General features: G+C 66.1%; 18 protein-coding genes. 15 read left to right on the top strand and 3 right to left on the bottom strand.

The features are described from left to right. Positions 1-10: 10 nt before the first annotated feature. Complete coding sequence (locus HWX87_RS24480; protein ID WP_176049678.1) at positions 11-232, bottom strand: hypothetical protein; 222 nt, start codon at positions 230-232, stop codon at positions 11-13. Between the two features lie 492 nt (positions 233-724). Between HWX87_RS24480 and HWX87_RS24475 the strand changes: the two genes are divergently transcribed. The 4 genes from HWX87_RS24475 (at position 725) to HWX87_RS24460 (ending at position 4035) form a co-directional block, all read left to right on the top strand. Next, on the top strand, positions 725-1660 hold the full coding sequence (locus HWX87_RS24475; protein WP_176049677.1) for an alpha/beta hydrolase: 936 nt from the start codon (positions 725-727) through the stop codon (positions 1658-1660). A gap of 121 nt (positions 1661-1781) precedes the next feature. Further along, positions 1782-2555, top strand: coding sequence for an SDR family oxidoreductase (locus tag HWX87_RS24470; RefSeq protein WP_176049676.1), 774 nt, complete (start codon positions 1782-1784; stop codon positions 2553-2555). Between the two features lie 97 nt (positions 2556-2652). Continuing rightward, entirely contained in the window at positions 2653-3288 is a 636-nt protein-coding gene (locus HWX87_RS24465; protein ID WP_176049675.1) for an SDR family oxidoreductase, read from the top strand. Positions 3289-3300: 12 nt separating this feature from the next. Further along, on the top strand, positions 3301-4035 hold the full coding sequence (locus tag HWX87_RS24460; RefSeq protein WP_176049674.1) for an SDR family oxidoreductase: 735 nt from the start codon (positions 3301-3303) through the stop codon (positions 4033-4035). A 62-nt stretch (positions 4036-4097) separates the two neighbouring features. On the opposite strand, the gene HWX87_RS24455 is transcribed toward HWX87_RS24460, so the two are convergent. Beyond that, positions 4098-5252: an NADH-dependent flavin oxidoreductase gene (locus HWX87_RS24455; protein ID WP_176049673.1), complete on the bottom strand. Its 1155-nt coding sequence runs from the start codon at positions 5250-5252 to the stop codon at positions 4098-4100. A 378-nt stretch (positions 5253-5630) separates the two neighbouring features. Here HWX87_RS24455 and HWX87_RS24450 point away from each other — a divergent pair, with 378 nt between their 5' ends. The 9 genes from HWX87_RS24450 to HWX87_RS24410 all read left to right on the top strand — a co-directional run bounded on the left by HWX87_RS24450 (position 5631) and on the right by HWX87_RS24410 (position 15043). Then, positions 5631-6545, top strand: a complete 915-nt coding sequence (locus tag HWX87_RS24450; RefSeq protein ID WP_175688213.1) for an alpha/beta hydrolase — start codon at positions 5631-5633, stop codon at positions 6543-6545. A gap of 179 nt (positions 6546-6724) precedes the next feature. After that, positions 6725-7342, top strand: coding sequence for a TetR/AcrR family transcriptional regulator (locus HWX87_RS24445; protein ID WP_176049672.1), 618 nt, complete (start codon positions 6725-6727; stop codon positions 7340-7342). 205 nt (positions 7343-7547) lie between these two features. After that, on the top strand, positions 7548-8435 hold the full coding sequence (locus HWX87_RS24440) for a CoA ester lyase (protein WP_059241700.1): 888 nt from the start codon (positions 7548-7550) through the stop codon (positions 8433-8435). 31 nt (positions 8436-8466) lie between these two features. Then, on the top strand, positions 8467-8928 hold the full coding sequence (locus HWX87_RS24435) for a MaoC family dehydratase (RefSeq protein ID WP_069751361.1): 462 nt from the start codon (positions 8467-8469) through the stop codon (positions 8926-8928). A gap of 25 nt (positions 8929-8953) precedes the next feature. Further along, positions 8954-10120 (top strand): acyl-CoA dehydrogenase family protein, encoded by a 1167-nt coding sequence (locus tag HWX87_RS24430; RefSeq protein WP_176049671.1) that lies wholly within the window; start codon positions 8954-8956, stop codon positions 10118-10120. Between the two features lie 132 nt (positions 10121-10252). After that, on the top strand, positions 10253-11491 hold the full coding sequence (locus tag HWX87_RS24425; protein WP_176049670.1) for a CaiB/BaiF CoA-transferase family protein: 1239 nt from the start codon (positions 10253-10255) through the stop codon (positions 11489-11491). A gap of 2 nt (positions 11492-11493) precedes the next feature. Beyond that, positions 11494-12660, top strand: coding sequence for a CaiB/BaiF CoA-transferase family protein (locus HWX87_RS24420; protein WP_176049669.1), 1167 nt, complete (start codon positions 11494-11496; stop codon positions 12658-12660). 148 nt (positions 12661-12808) lie between these two features. Beyond that, entirely contained in the window at positions 12809-13495 is a 687-nt protein-coding gene (locus HWX87_RS24415) for a nitroreductase (protein ID WP_176049668.1), read from the top strand. Between the two features lie 51 nt (positions 13496-13546). Continuing rightward, complete coding sequence (locus tag HWX87_RS24410; RefSeq protein ID WP_176049667.1) at positions 13547-15043, top strand: class I adenylate-forming enzyme family protein; 1497 nt, start codon at positions 13547-13549, stop codon at positions 15041-15043. A gap of 54 nt (positions 15044-15097) precedes the next feature. Here the strand turns inward: HWX87_RS24410 and HWX87_RS24405 are convergent, their stop codons facing one another. Then, positions 15098-16027, bottom strand: coding sequence for a LysR substrate-binding domain-containing protein (locus HWX87_RS24405; protein ID WP_176049666.1), 930 nt, complete (start codon positions 16025-16027; stop codon positions 15098-15100). Positions 16028-16139: 112 nt separating this feature from the next. Between HWX87_RS24405 and HWX87_RS24400 the strand changes: the two genes are divergently transcribed. Both HWX87_RS24400 and HWX87_RS24395 read left to right on the top strand, forming a co-directional pair. Next, positions 16140-17312 (top strand): acyl-CoA dehydrogenase family protein, encoded by a 1173-nt coding sequence (locus tag HWX87_RS24400; protein ID WP_059241687.1) that lies wholly within the window; start codon positions 16140-16142, stop codon positions 17310-17312. A 20-nt stretch (positions 17313-17332) separates the two neighbouring features. Beyond that, entirely contained in the window at positions 17333-18082 is a 750-nt protein-coding gene (locus HWX87_RS24395; RefSeq protein WP_176049665.1) for an electron transfer flavoprotein subunit beta/FixA family protein, read from the top strand. Positions 18083-18093 lie beyond the last annotated feature (11 nt).

Here is an 18093-nt window from a genome sequence, read left to right as displayed (position 1 = left end):
GGGTTCTCTCCTACAGGGTGTCCGACAGCAGGCGCAGCACGGGCCCGAGCCGGGACGCCGGCTCGCGCCGGATGGAATGCAGGCATGCCTGGCATTTGACGACGTCGAACCAGCCGCCCTCCGAATGCACGGGATAACGCGCGAGCATCATCGCGTCGCACGCGGGACACGCACCGTCCACGGGCGTGCGTTCCAGGTGCAATGCCTGGCTTGTCACTGTCGTTGAAGTCATGGGGTCCTCGCCGGATGGCCGGCTGCCACGGCTCGATGCCGGGGCCGGCACGACACGCTGAATGTCATGGACACGTCTCCTGTGGGTTGTGATCGTTGTCGTCGCGTTCGCGAGGGCAAACGACGAGACCGATGATAGGAGGCACGTGCACCGCAGGGCATCACCTTCCAGGGGGACAAGCCGGTTCCTGCATTGTTAAGCGGGACTTACATGTGTAGTAGCCGGGCGGCGCTTGTCGATGGTGGATTCGGTTCCTACCATTTGAACCTGACATCACGCATCGCCGATTGAGCGACGATTCGCAGTCGCACATCGCCAGCCACGCAAGCCGGTGCACGACGTGTACTGGAACGAACCCCACGTCGCCGTACGACGTGCCGCCATGCGCTACCCCGGCCGCCTCGGCGCACGCGCCGCTTTCCCGACGCACGTCGAAGCAAGTCCTCGCAGGGCGCGAACCAGGCCGCCATGCCCGTCACACTGGAGCAATTCATGAGTACAACCCCGATCAAGACCGTCACCTACCCGAACCTCGGCTGGGACACGGCCGCCGATCTCTATTTCCCGCCGGGTTTCGACGAGGGCAAGCAGTACCCGGCCATCGTCAGCACGCATCCGATCGGCAGTTGCAAGGAGCAGACCGCCGGCAACATCTACGCGAAGGGGCTGGCCGAGGCAGGCTTCGTCGTGCTGGTGCACGATGCGAGCTTCCAGGGTGCGAGCGGCGGCCTGCCGCGTTTCATCGAAGACCCGTCGATCCGCGTGTCCGACATCCGCTTCGCGGTCGACTACCTGCAGTCGCTGCCGTACGTCGACGCCGGCCGCATCGGCGCGATCGGGGTATGCGGCGGCGGCGCCTATACCGTGCATGCCGGCATTACCGACCACCGCATCAAGGCGCTGGTGTCGATCACCGGCGTGAACTACGGCCGCCTGATCCGTGAAGGTTTCGCCGCCTTCAAGCCGGTCGAGTTCCTCGAGAACATGGCGTCGATGCGTACCGCCGAAGCACAGGGTGTCGAACGCCACGTCGCCAACCTGCTGCCCGACTCCGTGGCAGCCGGCAAGCAGGCCGGCATCACCGACATCGACGTGCTCGAAGCCACCGAGTACTACAAGACCGCACGCGGCCAGCAGCCCAACGGCGCCACGAGCCAGCTGATGTCGTTCAGCAGCGCCGCGATGGGCTGGGATGCGTTCCTGAACGCCGAAGTGCTGCTGACCCAGCCGCTGCTGGTCGTGATCGGCGACAAGCCGGGCGGCTTCGGCGCGTATCGCGACGGCTGGGAGATCTACGGCCGCGCGGCGTCGAAGGACAAGCGGATCGTCGTGGCCGAAGGCTGGTCGCACTACGACCTGTACGACAAACCCGAACCGGTCGGCATCGCGATGAAGCAGGTCGTGCCGTTCTTCAAGGAAAGCCTCTAAGGCCTGTTCACGCCAATAACTGGCTTGCGCTGGCCCCAGGCGTCACGGCCAGCCGCAACGCCACTCACCGGACGGGCGTGGCACACGCCCGTTTTCTTTTGACCATACGAAATCATTTCCCATGAAATCACTGCTTTCCGGAAAGACCGCCATCATCACCGGCGCCAGCAAGGGTATCGGCCTCGCGACTGCACAACTGTTCGCGCAGGAAGGCGCCAATGTCGTGCTGACCGCGCGCAAGCAGGCCGACCTGGACGCGGCCGTGAACGGCATCGTCGCGGCGGGCGGCAAGGCCATCGGCGTGCTGGCCGACTCGGCCGACCCGAGCGCGCCGAAGACGGTCTTCGCGCAGGCCATCGACGCCTTCGGCCAGGTCGACATCCTGGTCAACAACGCCGGTTATGGCGACATGGTTTCCATCGAGGAGTGCTCGGACGAGCACTTCGACCAGGTCGTGCAGGTCAACTACGCGGGCGTGTTCCGCTTCTGCCGCGAAGCGATCCAGCACTATCTGCCGCGCAACGAAGGCGTGATCGTGAACGTCACGTCGATCAACGGCTCGTTGCCGGTCGGCGGCGTGGCCTACACGTCGACCAAGGGCGCGGTGAACACGATGACGACCAACATCGCCGTGCGCTTCTCGGGCACCGGCATCCGCTGCAACGCGGTGGCGCCCGGCAATACGGACACGCCGATGGCCCAGGCTTGGGCGGCAGGCGAACTGCCGGGCGGCACGACGATGGTCGAATACGCGGGCAAGTACGCGAACCAGGACCTGCCCTTCACCCAGCCGGACGACCAGGCCAACGCGATCCTCTATTTCGCCAGCGACCTGAGCCGGGCCGTGACCGGCCGCGTGCTGGTGGTCGACAACGGCGCCTATATCGGCGCATGACGGGCTCGGCCGGCGTGCCGGGAGATCGGGCGCGCCGCGTGCGCGCCGGCCCGCATGCCGGCCGACCCATCGCAATCATCGTAAAAGGAGTCATCTCGTGAAGCACGTCCTCATTCTGGGCGCAAACGGCCAGATCGCCCGCTGGGTGATCGACGCACTCGCGGCCGACAGGAATGTCCGTCAAACCTTGCTGGTGCGCAATCCCAGGAATCTCGGCGATACGCCGGCGAACGCGCGGGTCGTGACCGGCGACGTGCTCGACCGGGCGCTGTTGCTGAATACGGTGCAAGGGCAGGACATCGTCTACGCGAACCTTGCCGGCGCGAACCTCGACACGCAGGCGGCGAGCGTGATCGCGGCGATGCAGGCGGCGGGCGTCAAGCGCCTCGTCTTCGTGCTCTCGCTCGGCATCTACGACGAAGTGCCCGGCAAGTTCGGCGACTGGAACAACGCGATCATCGGCGAAGACCTCAAGCCCTACCGCCGCTCGGCCGACGCGATCGAGGCGTCCGGCCTGCAGTACACGATCCTGCGCCCGGCCTGGCTGACGGACGAAGATGAAGTCGACTACGAACTCACGGGCAGGAACGAACCGTTCAAGGGCACCGTGGTGTCGCGCAAGAGCGTGGGCGACCTGATCGTGCGGATCGTCGCTGCGCCCGAGTTGCACGTGGGCGAGAACCTCGGCGTCAACCAGCCCGGCAGCGACGGCGACAAGCCGTACTTCATGTAAGAGGTGACACGGATGAAGTTGCAGGAGCTGAACGGCAAGATCGCCGTGATTACCGGTGCGTCGAGCGGCATCGGCGAAGCGGCCGCGCGCCTGCTGGTCGCCGAAGGCATGAAGGTCGTCCTGACCGCGCGCCGGAAGGAACGGATCGACACGCTCGCCGCCGAGCTGGGCGATGCGGCGCTTGCCGTGGCGGCGGACGTCTCCGACGCCGCCCAGGTCGCCGCGCTGTTCGACACCGTGCGTGCGCACTTCGGCGGGCTCGATCTGTTGTTCAACAACGCGGGCATGGGCATCGCCGGTGCGTTCGAACACAGCCGGCCCGATGAATGGCGTACGCAAATCGACGCGAACCTGTACGGCATGCTGCATTGCACGCACGCGGCCATTCCGTTGATGAAGGGGCGCGCGGGCGCGATGATTTCTACCGTGTCCAGCGTCGGCGGCAAGACGGGGGCACCGAACTGGGCCGTGTACTGCGCGACCAAGTTCGCGGTCGGCGGCTTTTGCGAAGGCTTGCGGCAGGAACTGGCCGGCGACGGCATCCGCGTGTCGCTGCTCTACCCCGGCGCCGTGCATACCGAATGGGGGCACAACGTCCCGGCCGAAGCGATGCGCGAGCGTCGCGACGCGATCGGCGCGTTGCTGCCCGACGACGTCGCCCGCGCGCTGGTGTACAGCTTCGCGCAACCGCCGGGCGTGCTCGTCAATGAACTCGAGATTCGCCCTAGCCTGCAGCTCACGCTGTAGGCGCTGCGGCCGCGCCGCGACCGATGCCGCCGCCGGGTTACCCCGCCGGCGGCATCGCTGCTTCAGGCGGCCGAACGCGTGTCGCGCTGCACCGGGAACCAGCCGGTCGTCGCGTCGATGACACCCCACAGCTTGTCGGGAATCCCGAGCTGCGGCACATCGGACGGATTCAACTGCGTATTGATCGCGGCAGCGTCGCCTCGCTGCGCATGCTCGACCCAGCCGGGGTTCATCACGAGCCCCTTGCCCACCGCCACCACCGACACGCCCAGCGCAAGCGCGGCTTCCGCCTGCTCGGGCGTCCTGATCGTGCCGGCCGCCATCAGCGGCACGCGGCCCTGCACGATGGCGGCGACGCGCTCGATCGTGCGGCGCTCGTCGCTCGCATCGAGCGGTTTCGCATTCAGCAGGTCCGTCAGCGACACGTGGATGTAGTCGATGCCCGCGACGATCAGGCGATCGACCAGCGTCAGCGCATCGTCGATGCGCAGCCCGTCCGCATCGGGCTCTTCCGGCGAGATTCGGTAACCGAGCACGAACGGACGATCCGCATGCAGCGCGATCACGCGCTTGAGTTCGGCAACCAGCGCAAGCGGGAAACGCATCCGGTTCTCGAGCGAGCCGCCCCATGCATCGGTGCGCTGATTGAAGCGCGGCGAGAAGAAATTCTGGATCAGGAAGCCGTGCGCGCCGTGCAGTTCGACGCCGTCGAAACCGGCTTCGATCGCACGTCGCGTGGTTTCGCCGAACGCGCGGATCATCTCGCCGATTTCGTCGTGGGTCAGCGCGCGACTCTCGAGCTCGCCGCTGTTGAACGGCCCCGGCGGCGCCTTCATCGCGCTCGCGCTGACGAGCACGCCATCCGGCACGAGCGTCGGCACGGCCTTGTTGCCCGCGTGAAAGATCTGAAGGATCGCGGGCGCCCCGCCGCTTTTCGCGGCGTCCGCCAGCTTGCGCAGGCTCGGCACGTAACGATCGTCGTGCGCCGCGAATTCGTCGGTGAAGCCGATGCCGTTTTCCGTCACGTGCGTACAGCCGGTCAGCACCGCGCCGACGCCGTTCGCGCGGCGGCGGTAATACGCGAGTTCCTGATCGGAAATCGTGCCGTCCGGATGCGACGACCAGGTCGTCATCGGCGCCATCAGCACGCGGTTGCGGAACGTGACGCCGTTCGGAAACGTGAGCGGCTGGAACAGCGTCTGAAATGCTTGAGTCATGGGAATCCCTGATTGGCTGCCGCACGCGGTGCGTTCACGGTGCGGCATGGAGTGGAACGTGCGGCTCGACGCCGCGGTGATGTGGCGCTCGCCTCACCGACGCTGGACTCGCGACACGCGGCCCGGGCCGGTGGTGCGGCGGACCCTCCTATCGTAGGGGCCGATTGGCATTACTCAAGCGCGCAAATCTGACATCAGTCGTATGCCAGCCTTAACAATCGCGGCCTTGGGCAACGCATCGTGGCGAAGCGTGTGCCTCAGATTCTGTAAAGTCAGGCTTAACACTGAAGTCTGTTTTAGCCCATATATCCGAATCAATTTCTTGCCTACCATGGCATCACATCACCTCGTTGCCACCCACCACTGGAGTTACCCATCATGCAGAAAGTCAACTTCAAGAACCTGAACGGCCAGGGCGTCACGATTGCCGCCGTGATCCACGTTCCCGCCGGTTTCGATTCGAACGCGAAGTACCCGGCCGTCGTCGTCGCGCATCCGGGCGGCGGCGTGAAGGAACAGACGGCCGGCCTGTACGCGCAGAAACTGGCCGAGAACGGTCTCGTCGCGATCGCGTTCGACGCGTCGTATCAAGGCGAAAGCACCGGCGAACCGCGCCAGCTCGAAAACCCGTATATCCGCACGGAAGACGTCAGCGCGGTGGTCGACTACCTGACCACGCTGCCGTACGTCGACGTCGAGCGGATCGGCGCGATGGGGATCTGTGCGGGCGGCGGCTACGCGGCCAACGCGGCCATCAACGACCGGCGCATCAAGGCCCTCGGCACGGTCAGCGCGGTCAACATCGGTTCGATGTTCCGCAACGGCTGGGACAACAACGTGAAGGACGCCGATGCGATCCCGTACATCGCGCACGGTTCGCAGGCACGCACCAGCGATGCGTCGGGCGCGCAACTGGCCACGCTGCCGCTCGCGCCGATGCGCAAGGAAGATGCACCGAACAAGGAACTGGAAGAAGCATGGGAGTACTACCATACGCCGCGCTGCGAACACCCGAACGCGCCCGGCTTCATGACCGCCCGCAGCCTCAACCAGATCATCACGTACGACGCGTATAACAAGGCCGAAGCGTTCCTCACGCAGCCGCTGCAGATCGTGGCCGGCAGCGTCGCGGGCAGCAAGTGGATGAGCGACGACCTGTTCGCACGTGCCGCCAGCGCCGACAAGCGTTTCCATGTGGTCGAAGGCGCGAACCACATGTCGCTGTACGACGTCCCGCAATACGTCGATGAAGCAGTCTCCGTGCTCGCGCCGTTCTTCAAGGGCGCGCTGTAACGCGAACCACGACCGGTACACGGCCGGTGCGCGCAACCGCGCACCGTGCCGACCGGACGGACAACGAACGGATCGCCTGCTTCGCGCGGCGATCCGTTCGCGCATTCCGATTCCCCTGGCACCAACCTAACTACTGTTAGTATGTCGGCATGACTCACCATGTACAGGCAACCAGGGGAATGGCCAAACGATCGAAATCGAATTCAGCCGGTACGTGCGAGACGCGTGAATCGCTGATCCGTTTTGCCGCCCGCACGTTCGGCCTGCAAGGCTATTCGGCCACGACGATGCGCAACATTGCCGATCAGGCCGGCATCGAGGCCGCGAGCATCTACTACCACTTCGCGTCGAAGGAAGAACTCGTCGAAGCGGTGATGGAGCAAGGTGCCTTGCACATCCTCCATCACCTGAACGAGCAGCTGGGCGCACTCGGCGCCGGCGCCACCGCCGAGCAACGGTTCCGTGCGGCGGTACTCGGGCAGATGCGCGGCCTCGTCATGCACGGCGATTTCGCGGTCGCGCACGGCCGGCTGTTGGGCCAGTTGCCCGACACGATCCGCGAACGGCAGGTCGTGCGGCGCGAACATCACCAGACGCTCTGGAACGGGTTGCTGGAAGACCTGCGTGCCGAAGGCAGGCTCCGCGACGACGTGGACATTCCCCTCGCGCGCATCCACATCCTGGGCAGCATCAACTCGATCCAGTCGTGGTTCAACCCGCAAAAGGGCTCGCTGGAGCGGGTCGCCGACCAGCTTTGCACCCTGTTCTTCTCCGGCGCAGGGCCGGCGTCGCGCTGATTGCCGCGCCCTGCCTCGCAGCCGACCCCCACCGTGCGCCGCCCTCGAACCCGGAACCGGCGTGCGCGCCACTGCACCACAGCGTCTGCGTCTCGGTATAAACCCCAATGACGGTCTCGGCATTTGCGCATCAAACTAACTACCAGTTGTTAGGTAAAACCTGACGCATGTATCCGATGCCCCCCAACAACAGGCCGAGACAGTCATGACGACGCAGATGAAACCGATCCGTTCCTTCCTTTTCGTTCCGGGCAACAAGCCGACCTGGATCGAGAAGTCCATTCAGTCCGGCGCCGATGCGCTGATCCTCGACCTCGAGGACAGCGTGCCGCCGGCGCAGAAAGTCGAGGCGCGCGAGATCGTCCGCTCCAAGCTGGCCTGGCTGGCCGAGCAAAAACAGCGCGTCTGGGTGCGCATCAACCGCAGCGCGCACCTGTACGACTTCGACGACATCCTGGCCATCGTGAACCCGGTGGTCGAGGGCATCGTGATCTCGAAGCCGTGCGGGCCGGAAGACATCCACACCGTGTCGTCGATGCTGGCCGAAGCCGAGTACCGCGCCGGCGTCGAGGTCGGTCACACCAAGGTGATTCCGCTGCTGGAAACCGCCCGCTCGCTGCAACTCGCGTATGAAATCGCGCAGCACGATCGGGTGCCTGCGATCGTCGGCGCGACCGCGAAGAACGCCGACGTGGCGCGCGCGCTGAAGACCGTCTGGTCGCTCGAAGGCCGCGAAACCCAGTTCCTGAAGTCGCGCATCGTGATGGCCGCGCGCGCCGCCGGCAAGCTGCCGATCGGCGGCGTGTGGCAGCAGGTGCACGACCTCGACGGGCTCAAGGTCTCGTCGGCGAACGATCGCCAGCTCGGCATGAGCGGCGAGCTGGTGCTGCACCCGTCGAACGTCGAGATCGTCAACCGCACCTACAGCCCCACCGAAGAGGAAGTCGCGTTCTACCAGGGGATGATCGACGCACTCGACCAGGCCCAGGCGGAAGGCCGCGCGTCGTGCATCTATGACGGCGAGCACATCGACATCGCCCACGCGAAAACGGCACGCGAAATCATCGCGCTCGCGCAGTCGTTCAACCGCTGATTACCCACCCGAATACGTCAGGAGACACAAAATGGCAGGCCTCTACTTCGAAGAATTCAAGCCCGGCATGGTGATCGAGCATGCGATCCGCCGCACGGTGACCGAGACCGACAACGTGCTGTTCTCGGCGATGACCTACAACTGCGCGCCACTGCACATCGACGCCGAATACAGCAAGAACACGATGTACGGCCAGCGCCTCGTGAACAGCATGTTCCTGCTCGCGCTGGTGGCCGGCATCACCGTGTACGAAACGACGCTCGGCACGACGCTCGGTAATCTGGGCTTCGGCGAGATCGCGTTCCCGAAGCCGACTTTCCACGGCGACACGATCCGCGTCGAGACCGAGATCGTCGAGGCGCGCCTGTCGAAGAGCCGCACCGATTCGGGCATCGTCACCTTCAAGCACGTGGCCCGCAACCAGCGCGACGAGATCGTGTGCACGGCCGTGCGCACGGGCCTGATGATGCTGCGCCCCGCCAGCCAGGCTTGACCTCGTTTCCGCAGGAGAATTTGACATGGACTACCAACTGAGCCCCGACCAGGTCGCGATCGTCGATGCCGCGCAGAAGATCTGCGCGGACTTTCCGCTCGAGTACTGGCGCAACAAGGACAAGAATCACGAATTCCCGCACGAGTTCTTCACGGCCGTCGCGAGCGGCGGCTGGCTCGGCATCTGCATGCCGGAAGACGTGGGCGGCGCGAACCTCGGCGTGACGGAAGCGGCGCTGTTCATGCGCACGGTCGCCGAATGCGGCGGGCAGGCGGCGGCGTCGACCATCCACATGAACATCTTCGGGCTGCAGCCGGTCGTGCATTTCGGCACGGAAGCGCAGAAGAAGGCGTGGCTGCCGCCGTTCGCGCGCGGCGAACACAAGGCCTGTTTCGCGGTGACCGAGCCGGACACGGGCCTCGACACCACGAAACTCAAGGTGGTCGCGAAGAAGCAGCCTGACGGCAATTACCTGATCTCGGGCAAGAAGGTCTTCATCTCGACCGCGCAGGTGGCCGACCACATGCTGATCCTCGCGCGCACCACGCCGATCGAGGAAGTGAAGAAGCACAGCGAGGGGCTGAGCCTGTTCTATACGAAGCTCGATCGCAAGTATGTCGACATCCGCGAGATCGACAAGCTCGGCCGCGCGGCGGTCGACACCAACGAGCTGTTCATCGACGACCTGCCGGTGTCGAAGGACGAACTGATCGGCGAGGAAGGCAAGGGCCTGAGCTACATCTTCCACGGGATGAACGCCGAGCGCGTGCTGGTGGCCGTCGAGCAGGTCGGCATCGGCCGCGCGGTGCTCAACCTGGCGACGCAATATGCGAAGGAGCGCGTCGTGTTCGGCCGCCCGATCGGGCAAAACCAGGGCGTGCAGCATCCGCTCGCGCGCAACTGGGCTGAGCTGGAAGCCGCGAACCACATGATCTTCGCAGCGGCCGACCTGTACGACCGGGGGCAACCGTGCGGCTCGGAGGCGAACGCGGCGAAGCTGCTGGCGTCCGAGGCGTGCATGAATGCGTGCCAGACGTCGATCCTCACGCATGGCGGCTTCGGTTATGCGAAGGAGTATCACGTCGAGCGGTTCATGCGCGAGGCGTGGATCGGCTACATTGCCCCTGTCACTCCGCAACTCATTCTGTCGAACATTGCCGAGCGCAAGCTCGGGTTGCCGAAGTCTTATTGAATCCGGTAATCCGCCGACGTTTTCCCGGTCCGGGAAGCGTCGGGCATCGAACAGGCATAAAGAACTGTCTGCGGGCCGCGCCCGGCGCATTCGGGCCGCGCACCGGCCGCAGGCCAGTTTCAGGAGACAAGCATGTCAGCTGCAAGACCGTTGGAAGGTATCCGAGTGCTCGATCTGACCGTGGCCCTGGCCGGCCCGTACGGATCGCTGCTGCTGGGTGGCATGGGTGCCGAAGTGATCCGCGTCGAATCGCCGGGCGGCGGCGACATCGCGCGCAACAATCCCCCCTATGTCGGCAAGGACGGCGTCCACTTCGGCGTCAAGGGCGACGACGAGGTGTCGCTGACCATCCTCAACCGCGCACGCAACAAGAAAAGCATCACGCTCGACCTGAAATCGGAACAGGGCAAGGCGCTGTTCATGGAACTGGTCAAGGAATCCGACGTCGTCATCGAAAACGCCAGCGAGGGCGTGACGGCGCGCCTGGGCGTGGATTACGAGAGCGTGCGCCAGGTGAATCCGCGGATCGTCTATGCGTCGATCAAGGCGTTCGGCGAACCGAGCCCGTACAAGAACCTGAAGGGCATGGACATCATCGTCCAGGCGCTATCGGGGATCATGGACGTGACCGGTTTCGCCGACGGCCCGCCGACCCGCTCGGGCCTGCCGATCGCCGACCTGATCACGCCGCTGTACGCCGTCAACGGCATCCTCGCCGCGCTGATTCACCGTGGCCGCACCGGCGTGGGCCAGTCGGTGCAGGTGTCGATGCTCGACTGCCTGTCGTCGCTGGTGGCCGAGGAGCATTTCGACGTGTTCCTGAAGCACGGTTACTCGAAGCGCTCGGGCAATTTCCAGGACCGGCTGGTGCCGTTCGGCGTCTACGGCACGCGCGACGGCCACGTGGCGATGGTCGCGTTCCAGCCCGACTGGTTCCAGAACCTGATGGAAGCCGTGGGCCGGCCGGAGATCGTCACCGACCCGCGCTACGCAACGCGCGGCCCGCGCATGAAGCATGCGGCCGAGATCAACGCGATCATCGAGGACTGGACGAGCTGTCGCAGCACCGAGGAAGTCATCGCCGAACTGCAGGTTCGACGTGGCGTGCCGGCCGCGGCCGTGCGCTCGCCGCTCGACGTGCTGAAGGACCCGGTGCTGCAGGCGCGCGGCGCGGTGGTGAAGCTGGAGCACCCGGGGCTGGCCGACGTCGACGCGATGGGCATGGGCCTGCCGATCAAGCTGTCGCAGACGCCCGTGCAGTTCGACCAGCCGGCGCAGGAACTCGGCGCCGCCAACGACGAGATCTATCGGGGGCTGCTCAAGCTGTCCGAGGATCGCCTGCAGCAACTGCGCGAACAGGGAGTGATCTGACCATGCCAGCCGTGCCACCCCGTCGCGGCCCGCTCGCGGGCATCCGGATCGTCGAGATCGCGGGCATCGGCCCCGGGCCGCTGGCCGCGATGTTCCTGGCCGACCTGGGCGCGACCGTCATCCGCGTGGACCGCAAGGAACCTTCGGGGCTCGGCGCGCCGCGCCCCGTCGAATTCGACCTGGGCCTGCGCAATCGCAAGTCCGTGCGCGTCGACCTGAAAGATCCCGCCGCGGTCGAAATGGTGCTCGAACTGATCGAGCGAGCCGACGGCCTGATCGAGGGCTTTCGCCCCGGCGTGATGGAGCGCCTCGGTCTCGGCCCCGTACCGTGCCTCGCGCGCAACCCGCGCCTCGTCTACGGCCGCGTGACCGGCTGGGGGCAGGACGGCCCGCTGTCGCAGGTGGCCGGGCACGATCTGAACTACATCTCGATCACCGGCGCGCTGCATGCGATGGGCCGCGCCGGGCAGGCGCCGACGCCGCCGCTCAACGTGCTGGGCGACTATGCGGGTGGCTCGCTGTACCTGGCCTTCGGGCTGCTCGCGGGCATCCTCGAAGCGCGCGGTTCCGGGCAGGGTCAGGTGGTGGACGCCGCGATGGTCGACGGCGTGGCCTCGATCATGACGGTGACGATGGGCCTGCATGCGGCCGGCATGCTCGACAAGGCACGCGGCACGAACCTGCTCGACACCGGCGCGCCGTTCTACGAGGTGTACGCGTGCGCCGACGGCAAGTACGTCAGCGTCGGCCCCATCGAGGGCAAGTTCTACCGGCTGCTGCTCGAACAGCTCGGGTTGCAGGACCATCCGCGGCTGCAGGCGCAGATGGATCGCGCGCAATGGCCCGAAGCCAAGCAGATCCTCGCCGAGAAGTTCAGGGAACGCACGCGCGACGAGTGGGCGCAACGGCTCGGCCATCTCGACGTATGCGTGGCGCCCGTGCTCGACTTCGACGAAGCGCCCGACCATCCGCACGTGAAGGCGCGCGGCACGTTCATCGATCTGGACGGCGTCACGCATCCGGCACCCGGCCCGCGTTTTTCGCGCACGCCCGCGGCACACCCCGAACCGCCTGCGCCGCCGACGACCGACAACGCGATCGCCGCGCTGCAGGACTGGCTTCCCGACGCGCGCATTGACGCCTTGCGCGCGCAGGGTACGTTCATCTGATGCGGGCGAACACGACCGCCGACAGCGTCGCGCGCACCGCCCTGCGGCCGCCGGCGCAATCGTCGCGCGTGTCCCCCGCGGTTTTCCGCTCGTGCCCATCGCGCCGCCGAGGCGCGCGGGCCGGGCAACTGGCAAGGACGCTACTGACATGACATCCCCCATCCCCGAACTCGCGGCACTGGATCGCCTGACGAGCGGCCGTTCGACCTGCCGCGCGTACCGGCACCAGGCGCTGGACCTCGAACTGATCCGCAGCATCGTCGGCATGGCGGGGCGCTCGGCTTCATGGTGCAACGTGCAGCCGTGGCAACTGGTCATCACCGAAACGCCCGAAAGCACCGAACGCTTTCGCCAGGCGTTGATGCAGCGGGTCAACGAACATCCGGAAAACGAATCGGACCTGCCCTTCCCGCCGCGTTACGACGGCATTTACGGCGAGCGCCGGCGCGGCGCGGGCATTGCGCTGTATTCGTCGCTGGGTATCGGCCCGAAGGACAGCGAGCGCAGCGCCGAGCAGGCATTCCGCAATTTCCGCATGTTCGACGCGCCGCACGTGGCGATCATCACGGTGCCGGTGGAACTCGGCCCGTATGCGCTCGTCGATGCCGGCGGCTTCGTGCAGTCGTTCCTGATCGCGGCCTATGCACACGGCGTGGCGACTACGCCGCAGGGCGCGCTGGCGCGTCATGCCCACTTCGTGCGCGAGTATTTCGGCATTCCCGATACGCAGCACATGATCTGCGGCATCTCGTTCGGCTACGCGGAAGACGCGCATCCGGTCAACCAGTTCCGCACCACGCGTGCCGACGTGGACGACCTGGTGCGCTTCGCCTGAGCCGGCCGGCCGTCGCATGCGTATCGCAGTGAGGGACGAGGAGCATCGAGCATGACCGCACGCATTCATGAACTGCTGGATCGCTGGCTGTCCGAGGCCCCCGCGCGCCCGTTCATCCATCTCCCCGATCGCAGCCTGAGCTATGCGGACGTCGGCGCGCTGGCCGATGCGCTCGAACGCGAACTGCGGGACGACGGCGTACGCAGCGGCGACCGCGTGCTGGTCGTGGCCGAGAACTGCGCCGAACATGCCGCGCTGCTGATCGCGTGCAGCCGCGTCGGTGCGTGGTCGTGCGGCGTCAATGCGCGCATGGCGCCGGGCGAAGTCGACGCGTTCGCGGGCAAGGCCGATGCGCGCGTGCTGTACTTCACGTCGGGCGTTTCGCCGGCGGCCGGCGCGCATGCGGCGCGGCACGACGCCCGCCCGTCATGCGTGAACGGCCTCGCGCGCAGTGCCGTGCATACCGCGGCGCGAGTCGAGCCGGAACCGTTGGCCAGCGACGTGGCGGCCGTCATCTTCACGTCCGGGACCACCGGCGCGCCCAAGGGCGTGATGATGACCCACCGCGGTGTGCTGCATTTCGCACGCGTGTCGGCCGAGTCGCGCGCGCTCGGCCCCGACGACCGCGTCTACGCGTATGCGCCGATGACGCACATCTTCGGCCTCGGCACGGTGCTACTGGCATCGCTGCACGCGGGCGCGGCACTGGAAATGCGGCCACAGTTCGAACCGGCGGAGTTGTTCGACGCGCTGGCACACCGGCGCGTGAGCCAGGTGCAGGGGCCGCCGATGCTGTTCTCCCGGCTGCTGCGATATTGCGCGGAGCAAGGCATCGTCCGTCCCGAGGCGCCCTGCCTGCGCTATCTCTACGCCGGAGCCGGGCCGCTCGACCTGGCGCTCAAGCAGCAGGTCGAGGCGTTGTTCGCGCAGACGCTGCATCACGGTTACGGCCTGTCGGAATACGCGGGCTCGCTGCACGCCACCCGCCTCGGCGAAACGCGCGGCGACACCAGCGCGGGCTACGCCTTCCCGGGCGCGGAGTTGCGCATTGTCGATCCCGCCACCGGCCAGGCGCTGCCCGCCGGCGCGCGCGGCGAGATCTGGCTGCGCGGCACGGGCCTGATGCCCGGCTATTTCCGCGACCCGCAGGCCACCGCCGACGTGATGCGCGAAGGCGGCTGGTACGCATCGGGCGACCTGGGCGAGCTGCATGACGACGGCGCGCTGTTCATCGTCGGGCGGCTCAAGGAGATGATCATCCGCTCCGGATTCAACGTGTATCCGGGCGAAGTGGAGCAGGCGCTCAACCGCTTTCCGGGCATCCTGAACTCGGCCGTCGTCGGCCAGAAGCAAGCGGACGGCAACGAGGCCGTCGTCGCGTTCGTCGAGCTCGATGCCGCCCGCGCGCTGGACGAAACCGCGTTGCGCCGGTATTTGCGCGAGCAACTCGCGCCCTACAAGCATCCCGCGCGTTTCATCCCCATCGACAAACTGCCGTTCAACAGCAATGGCAAGCTCATGAGGCGGCAATTGCAGGAGCGGCTCTAGTTCGTACCCTTCTTCCCCGTGCCCGTTCACGTCAATAACGGGCATGCGCGGCCCCTAGCCCAGCCAGCGCGCATCGGGCCAGTGGCCCTCGTCGAACGTGGCCTTCACGCAGTCGAGCAGCACGCCCACCACGCACCGCACCGGCGCCGTGGCCTGCCGGCTGCTGGGCGCGGCCAGCACGATCGTGCGCTTGATGCCCGGGGCCGCAAGCGGCGCCGCGCTCAGCGTGCCCTGCTCGACTTCCCGTGTGACGCCGACGGCCGGCAGGATCGTCCAGCCGTGGCCTTGCGCGACCAGGTCCTTCTGCACGCTCAGCGCATTGGTTTCGGTGACGACCCGCAGCGTCACGTCGGCCTCGGCCGCCGCGTGCTCGATCGCCGCGCGCAGGCCCTGCGGCGCGGACGGCAGGATGAACGGCTCGCTCGCCACGCGCGACAACGCGAGCGGCAGCTTGCGCGACAGCCCGGCCGACGGCGCGGCCACGGCCCACAGGCTTTCCTCGATCAGCGCCTTGACGTGCAGCGCGGGCGTTTCCTTCTGCCCGTACAGCAGCGCGGCATCCACGTCGCCGGCTTCGAGCCAGTCCTGCAGGTGCCCCGCGTAACCGATCGTGAGCCGCAGGCGGATGTGCGGGTAACGTCGCGCCACCTCGCTCGCCAGCCGCGTGGCCAGCAGGTCCGACGTGCTGGCCAGCAGGCCGATGCTGACGATGCCGGCAACCGGCCCGTCGGTAGGCTGAATCTCGGCCTTGGCGCGTGCCACCTCGTTGAGGATGCGCCGCGCATATTCGAGCATCGTCTTGCCCGACGGCGTGAGCTGCATGCCGTGACGGCCGCGCTCGAACAGCTCGGTGCCCATGTCCTCCTCGAGCAGGCGCAGCTGGCGCGACACGGCCGGCTGCACGAGATTCAGCAGGGTCGACGCACGCGTGACGTTGCCGGTCTCGGCCACGGTGACGAAGGCGCGCAGTTGCTTGAGATCCATCGCAGGGTCCTCGATACCGAAAACTGATACATCGATCAAAAAATTCTATTTTTTAACGAATCCATCAAAACTTATTATGGACCTAACCGATGCCAAAAACGAGACAGGATTCATGAGCGCCTCCATTTTTTCCGCCCCCGACCAGTACCAGGAAATTCGCGATGCCGTGCGCGGCCTCTGCAGCCAGTTTCCGGCCGAATACCACCGCAAGATCGACGAGGAGCGCGGGTATCCCGAGGCGTTCGTCACCGCGCTTACGCAGGCCGGCTGGCTGGCCGCGCTGATTCCGCAGGAATACGACGGCCCCGGCCTGTCGATGGCGGAAGCGTCGGTCATCATGGAAGAGATCAACCGCTCCGGCGGCAATTCGGGTGCGTGCCACGGCCAGATGTACGTGATGAACACCATCGTGTTCAGCGGCACCGAAGCGCAGAAGCAGCGCTACCTGCCGCGCATCGCGTCCGGCGAGCTGCGCGTGCAGTCGATGGGCGTGACCGAGCCCACCACCGGCAGCGATACCACCAAGCTCAAGACCACCGCGGTGAAGAAGGACGGCCGCTGGGTCATCAACGGCCAGAAGGTGTGGATCTCGCGCGTGCAGCACAGCGACCTGCTGATCCTGCTCGCGCGTACCACGCCGCTCGACCAGGTGCAGAAGAAGAGCGACGGCCTGTCGTGTTTCATCGTCGAGCTGGACAAGGCGATCGGCAACGGCCTCACCGTGCGTCCGATCCTCAACATGGTCAACCACGAGACGAACGAGCTGTTTTTCGACAATCTCGAACTGCCGGAAGACGCGTTGCTCGGCACCGAGGGCAAGGGGCTGAAGGTGATCTTCGACGGCCTGAACGCCGAGCGCACGCTGATCGCGGCCGAGTGCATCGGCGACGGTTACTGGTTCCTGGAGAAGGCCCGCGACTATGCGGTCGAGCGCAAGGTGTTCGGCCGCCCGATCGGGCAGAACCAGGGGATCCAGTTTCCGCTGGCCGAATCGTTCATCGAGCTGGAAGCCGCGAACCTGATGCGCTGGCGTGCGTGCGAGAAGATCGACGCGCGCCAGAACGCGGGCGTCGAGGCCAACATGGCCAAGTACCTGGCCGCGAAGGCCAGCTGGGAAGCGGCGAACGCCTGCCTGCAGACGCACGGCGGTTTCGGTTTCGCATGCGAATACGACGTCGAACGCAAATTCCGCGAAACGCGCCTGTATCAGGTCGCACCGATTTCCACCAACATGATTCTGGGGCACGTGGCCGAGCACGTGCTGCAACTGCCCCGTTCCTACTGATTTCCGAAGGAAACCTTTTCATGAAGATTCTCGTACCCGTCAAGCGCGTGGTCGACGCGAACGTGAAGGTCGGCGTGAAGTCCGATCAATCCGGTGTCGACATCGCGAACGTGAAGATGTCGATGAACCCGTTCGACGAAATCGCCGTTGAAGAAGCCGTGCGCCTGAAGGAAGCGGGCGTCGCGACCGAAGTGATCGTCGTGTCGGTGGGCGTCACGCAGGCGCAGGAAACGCTGCGTACGGCGCTGGCGATCGGCGCGGATCGCGCGATCCTCGTCGAATCGACCGACAGCGTCGAGCCGCTGGCCGTCGCGAAGATCCTGAAGGCGCTGGTCGACAAGGAGCAGCCGCAACTGGTGATCCTCGGCAAGCAGGCAATCGACGACGATTCGAACCAGACCGGCCAGATGCTGGCCGCGCTGGCAGGCCTGCCGCAAGCGACGTTCGCGTCGAAGGTGACGGTGGCCGACGGCAAGGCAACGGTTGCACGCGAAGTCGACGGCGGCGCGGAAACGCTGTCGCTGTCGCTGCCGGCCGTGATCACCACGGACCTGCGCCTGAACGAGCCGCGCTACGTGACGCTGCCGAACATCATGAAGGCGAAGAAGAAGCCGCTGGAAACCGTGAAGCCGGAAGACCTCGGTGTGGACGTCGCGCCGCGTCTGAAGACGCTGAAGGTCGTCGAGCCGCCGAAGCGCGCAGCCGGCGTGAAGGTGCCGGACGTGAAGACGCTGGTCGAGAAGCTGAAGACCGAAGCCAAGGTGCTGTAAGAGGGAGCGCA

This window comes from Burkholderia sp. BCC1644, from assembly GCF_902833225.1.
Classification (GTDB): Bacteria; Pseudomonadota; Gammaproteobacteria; order Burkholderiales; family Burkholderiaceae; genus Burkholderia.
The sequence above is the reverse complement of the archived record's forward strand: the minus strand, read 5'-3'. Positions and strand labels throughout refer to the sequence as shown.